General features: G+C 37.0%; 5 protein-coding genes. 2 read left to right on the forward strand and 3 right to left on the reverse strand.

Annotated elements, in window-relative coordinates:
* Window positions 1-192: 192 nt before the first annotated feature.
* Window positions 193-699 (reverse strand): transposase, encoded by a 507-nt coding sequence (locus CXF76_RS00325; protein ID WP_101162769.1) that lies wholly within the window; start codon window positions 697-699, stop codon window positions 193-195.
* Between the two features lie 86 nt (window positions 700-785).
* Between CXF76_RS00325 and CXF76_RS00330 the strand changes: the two genes are divergently transcribed.
* A complete protein-coding gene (locus tag CXF76_RS00330; protein WP_101162770.1) occupies window positions 786-1,547 on the forward strand; it encodes a hypothetical protein in 762 nt (253 codons plus the stop codon).
* Window positions 1,548-1,978: 431 nt separating this feature from the next.
* Window positions 1,979-2,926, forward strand: coding sequence for a hypothetical protein (locus CXF76_RS00335; RefSeq protein ID WP_101162771.1), 948 nt, complete (start codon window positions 1,979-1,981; stop codon window positions 2,924-2,926).
* A gap of 167 nt (window positions 2,927-3,093) precedes the next feature.
* Here CXF76_RS00335 and CXF76_RS00340 read toward each other — a convergent pair whose 3' ends face one another.
* Together CXF76_RS00340 and CXF76_RS00345 are read right to left on the reverse strand one after the other, a co-directional pair.
* Complete coding sequence (locus CXF76_RS00340) at window positions 3,094-4,491, reverse strand: heavy metal sensor histidine kinase (RefSeq protein ID WP_101162772.1); 1,398 nt, start codon at window positions 4,489-4,491, stop codon at window positions 3,094-3,096.
* Window positions 4,481-5,167, reverse strand: a complete 687-nt coding sequence (locus CXF76_RS00345) for a heavy metal response regulator transcription factor (protein WP_004588805.1) — start codon at window positions 5,165-5,167, stop codon at window positions 4,481-4,483. Before CXF76_RS00345 ends, CXF76_RS00340 begins: the two co-directional genes overlap by 11 nt.
* Between the last annotated feature and the right edge of the window lie 289 nt (window positions 5,168-5,456).

Here is a 5,456-nt window from a genome sequence, read left to right on the forward strand (position 1 = left end):
CTAATTCAGTTAGCCTGTTAGGTGGTCGCTTTATCGTACTTGTTCGCTTATCTGTCATATCATCAGCTTCAATCCAGCGTTGAATTGTTCTTGCCGTTAGACCAAGTAACTCACATGCTTTTTCTTGCCTTGCCCCTGATTTCTGCGCGTCGGTAATGAGCTTTATCAATTCATGACGCTCAGTTGAGCTGGTTAATCGTCCTCGTTGAAACCCCAGAGCGCATCGGCTTTTTTTTTGAGTACGAGTAAGGCGGCTGTTTCTGCTAACGCTTTGTCTTTACGATTAAGCTCTTTTTGAAGCTGCTTAATTTCTTGTTTGAGCTGTTTACTGTCTGATTTTACGGGCTTCGTTGAAGACCCTTTAGCAAAATCTTGCTTCCATTGTTTAATATGATGCGGGTAAAGCCCCTTAGCACGGCAAAATTCATTAAGAGCTGCTTCATCTAAACTCGCACATTCAATAATGGCGTTAAGCCTTTCTTCTAAGCTCCAGTCATGAGGGCGTTTTTCTGTTGTCATGTGACTACCATTATTTTTAGTTTCAAGTTCACGGTTTTTAGCAAGCGCGATCCATCGTTGCAAGGTTGAATAACCGATGCCTAAATCAAGCGCAATATCTTCTAGGCGAACATCATCACATTGAGATAATGCTTTTTCAACAGCGTGAACTTTAAATTCTTGTGTAAATCGACGTCTCATTTTATCTGCCTCTATTAAAAGTTAGAGGCGACAACTATTCTGACACAGGGGGCAAGGAAGGAACGAGAGTTAGTAAAGATCTAGTAATGAACTCTAGAGTTAAGCTCAGATTTAAACCTAAAAAGGTATTTAACAAAAGACTTAGAGTTTTATCGGGTATCGATTCCGGATCCATGAACGAGCAGAAGTGCTATTTGTCGTATGATCATTTAGCTCATATGAAGGTTTATATTCATGTCGAGCAAAATAGGTGGTCAGACTCTACCAATACATACTCAACATTTACATTATTAAAATACTACCTATATAGGAAAGTAGCCCTTTTCTACTTATCAATAGCGTGGGAAAAGGTAAGCTGGCTAAAAAATAAGATTTTCCACCGTTTAAGACCGCTCGATGTAGTTAAGTCAAAATATGAAATATTTCAGGCTATTTTTGAGAGCAAAGATTTTGTAAAAAGTGGTGTGTTTAATCAATCAGACTTAATTGACCTGCTTTATCCAAAGAAAGAGTATAAAGGTGTAATTCCAAGAACGGTTATTTCCAACTCTGTGAAGCTTGTTATAGACTCAGCGATTGAGTCTGGTGAGCTTGCATCGATAAATAAAGATCGTCCGAATGAGAGAATTAAGGTCACTGGTTTAGGTATAAACTTTTATACAGAAACGAAAGAAGCCTACAAGAAAGGTGTACAACTATTGAAGCTACAAAAGTCTCAAACAGTTACCCAAAGAACTGTTGCGTGGTTGACATTGGTACTTGCTATAGCCACTTTGCTTACGCTAGTTGATAAAGTAGATTTGATTCTATATTGGTGGAACTACCTTTGGTGTCTGTACGAAGCATAAACATAACAAACGTCCAAGGAATCAACATACTTTTCCTAATCTGACAGAAACACTGTAGAGCATCATTTCTAAAGCGTTTATGTCCAAAAATGAGTTTGATCGACCGTCTGCTTCTCGCTCTTTGCCGAAGTTCGCCTAAGTGCCATGAGCGGGCATTAAAGCGTAACTCGTTTCTGCCCCAAAACGTGTTGAGGCGAATGCCTCAAAAGAGCGAGAAGCAGTCATCCAGTTAAGTAATCATTAACTTAGTAAGAATAAGAGGAAAATCTCCTCTTTTTACATGTTTATATGAGTTACAGAAAACATAATATTTATAGCTGGCAATCACTTATACTATTTGCTAATAATGTAAGTTCATAAAATAAGGACGTTTACGCGCTAAGATAGGGAAAGTGTCCTCTGATAAGTTGTTATGTTTCTAAGAGGTGTAGATGACATTAGTTGTTGCTGGATATAATTTTGAAGAAAACCCATTTCGAGAAATAGATAATATTAAAGAAATTACAGGGGTAAGGGCTGAAGGGCTATTCGCAGTTGCTGACAGTATTATTACAAGCCATAGTTCGAATGGGCATTCTCCTTTGTTATCAGGGTTTAAAAAAATTAAAGAGATCCCTGTTAAATTGTGGCAACCCTATTTTATTGGGGAAAATTTCAAGTCATACAATAGTGTATTTTTGGACTTTGAATGTTTCGTTGCTTTCGCTGGTAGCACTCTAACAGCGCAGCATGTGATTGATTTAATATCTAATCATTTGGCAACATTAAGAATAGATTTTCAAAGTGGAAACTTTCAAAACGATGGTAAGTATGTTGTAAAAAAAAGGTGCGATCCTAATAACCTAATACAGGATGGTCATAGTTCAGTGTATGGCGATGATATGTTTATTCCTGAAAAGCACTATCACGGCCTTTTGACTTCTGAATACATTGCCGAGGTTGTTGAGCATTCGATAAATAAGGCATTAAGTTCAGCTCAAAAATACAAATTAGATCAAAAATCATTAAGGGAAATGTATACAGAGTTTATTCTTGGTGTGAATTGTCCTTCAACAGGCTCAGATCTTATAGTTAAATATAAAATGAATCAGCGTATGAACACCGAAGGCATGTTTGAAGTTTTTGTTGAAAGTCAGCAAATTCAGGAAGACGAAGTCGCTGTAATAGGAATGAGTGATAGATTCAATGAATTGGCACAAAACACTGCCAAAGACACAATTAAAAAAGGTTTATCATTAAAAAACGAAATGACTTCGTTTGTTAAAAACGCCATAGACGAGGTTAATGGTGAAGGATCTTTTCAAATAGCTATGCCCGTAGTAGTTAAAAGCCTCGAAAACAGAAAAGTCTCAAAGACGGTAATTACAGAAGAAAAATAACAAGGTATTTAAACGAAATAAAAACAGTGGGTTAGCTTTCGCTTCGCTACACATTTTAACCCGCAATTTTTGTCCAATTAATGCGTCGTTACCAATGACTGCTTATGGCACTTAGCTGAACTTCGCCAAAGAGCTACAAGCAAACATTGAGTTATTGGTTTTAATAATTAGCTTTTAGCTAAATTTAGAAAAACTTTAAAGCTGGTAGTTTGATTATTTGAACTGACCTCTATATTTCCACCGTTTGCTTGTGCTAGAGCTTTAACTATTGCAAGCCCTAAACCAGCTCCATCGCTGTGTCGTTGGCGCGATTTATCGGGTCGATAAAAGCGGTCAAATAAATAAGGTAAATGCTCAGAAGGTATTCTCTCCCCAGTATTAATCACTGAAATACATATTTTATCAGCGGTAAATATTTCACTATTTACTGTGATTGATGAGCCTTTTGGGGCATACCTTATTGCATTGGATAGGAGGTTTGATAATAATTGGCGAAAGTGTAATTTGTCACAATAAAAACAAAAGTTTTGACCTTTTTTCTTAAATGTAATCAATGAGTCTTCAGCCAAAGCATCAAAGTACTCAAATAATGCTTCAATTTCATCATGGCTTTTTAGAGTATTTTGAACGGGTTTAACCAGTCCATTCTGAGTTTTTGCAAGCCAAAGCATATCACTAACCATCTTAGTTAGTCGTTCCAGCTCTTCTAGATTAGAAAACAATAATTCTTGATACTCTAACAACTGTCTTTTTTTAGATAAACCAACCTGTGTTTGAGTGATTATATTTGTTAGTGGAGTACGTAACTCATGCGCAATATCACTAGAGAAATTTGATAAACGAATAAATTCACTTTGGAGCCTGTCGAGCATCGAGTTAAACGACTGCACCATATTAACAAGCTCAATAGGCACTTTATTTTCATCAAGCCTTACATCCATCTTATTAGTTTGGATGTCATGCATTTTCTGACTCAAACCTCGTAAAGGGTTCAATCCTTGATGTATAGCAAACCAAGCCACCAATAAAATGAGTACCGCAGAGCCAAACATAATAGCCCAAAGACTTTGTTGAAATTGATTGAGAAAGTGTAAATGAAAGCTCATGTCTATCGCTGTAGTAATTTTGTATTGCTGTTGCCCAGTACTTAAATTACTCACCAGAGCTCGGTAGGTGTGGGTATCATTTTGCCATGAGGTAATGTTGTTACGGTTAAAGCCAGCTGAAGCATTAGCACTCATTACAAAATCACTAAAATCTCGTTCAGAACTTTGAAAAATGAGCTCTCCTTTTGCGGTATTTACCTGATAGTAAACACCGTGATGACCCGCTACAGCGTTAGATAATTCATTTTTAAGTTTCAGGTTTGATTTATACTGTTGTCTTAAAACTAATTCAATAGATTGATTAATAACATGCAGTTCACTACTATCTTGCTGGAAAAAATGATGTTTTATCGAACTATTTATTAAGGTGGCAACTAAAGTTAAGCACGCAATAACGGTTACAGCGACAAACAACACAACACGCATCGTAAGTGATAAAGGCCGTGACTTAATAGCCATCAGTTTCAACCTCTAATTTATAGCCCATACCACGAACCGTATGAATTAATTTAACAGTAAAGTCATCATCAACTTTTGCTCTTAGCCTACGAATGGCAACATCAATCACATTGGTGTCGCTATCAAAATTCATATCCCATACTTGAGAAGCAATTAACGAACGTGGCAGTACTTCACCTTCGCGCCGTAACAATAGTTCAAGTAAGCTAAACTCTTTATTACTCAATAAAATACGCTTGCCTGCACGTTGTATTTTTCGCTTTGGAATATCCATTTCTAAATCAGCAACTATCAGTATATCGTCAACTGTTTGTACTACACCACGGCGAATAAGAGTGCGTACTCTTGCTAAAACTTCAGCAAAAGCAAAAGGCTTTATTAAATAGTCATCAGCACCAAGTTCGAGCCCCTTTACTCTATCGTCTATACTATCGCGAGCAGATAAAAATAGTACTGGGGTTTTGTTATCTGCTTCACGTAGCGACTGTAAAATTTTCCAACCGGATACGTCAGGTAACATGACATCAAGTATTATTACATCAAATAAGTCGGTCATTGCTAGGTGATGACCGTCAAGTCCATTGCGCGCCAAAGAAACCTGAAAACCAGCTTCACTTAGTCCCTGTTTTAAATAATCTCCTGTCTTTGATTCATCTTCAACAACTAATAAGCGCATACAATTCCTTCATTAAAGTCCTAACAACTACCTCTGCAAATATTATGCAGTATCTGTCACTACAGCAACATGACACCAACATTACAACTTTGTAATGTTCGCGTCATGTTTAAGACAGGTCTATTTTCTATACTCAATACATATTCTGGTATGAAGGAGTAAGGAAATGGGGTTTAAAAAGTCATCACAACAGGTTAGCACACCACGAAGACGATTTGTTCAAGGCTTAATTGCAGGAGGTGTACTTGCTGCTTTTCCGAGTGTATTACATGCTGCATCATCTTTAGTA

Source organism: Pseudoalteromonas sp. 78C3 (genome assembly GCF_002836695.1).
Lineage (GTDB): Bacteria > Pseudomonadota > Gammaproteobacteria > Enterobacterales > Alteromonadaceae > Pseudoalteromonas > Pseudoalteromonas arctica.

What these genes read in the sequence shown, in the direction of transcription:
- CXF76_RS00325 (WP_101162769.1), bottom strand. Translation starts at nt 699, where the DNA reads ATGAGACGTCGATTTACACAAGAATTTAAAGTTCACGCTGTTGAAAAA.
- CXF76_RS00330 (WP_101162770.1), top strand. Translation starts at nt 786, where the DNA reads ATGAACTCTAGAGTTAAGCTCAGATTTAAACCTAAAAAGGTATTTAAC.
- CXF76_RS00335 (WP_101162771.1), top strand. Translation starts at nt 1,979, where the DNA reads ATGACATTAGTTGTTGCTGGATATAATTTTGAAGAAAACCCATTTCGA.
- CXF76_RS00340 (WP_101162772.1), bottom strand. Translation starts at nt 4,491, where the DNA reads ATGGCTATTAAGTCACGGCCTTTATCACTTACGATGCGTGTTGTGTTG.
- CXF76_RS00345 (WP_004588805.1), bottom strand. Translation starts at nt 5,167, where the DNA reads ATGCGCTTATTAGTTGTTGAAGATGAATCAAAGACAGGAGATTATTTA.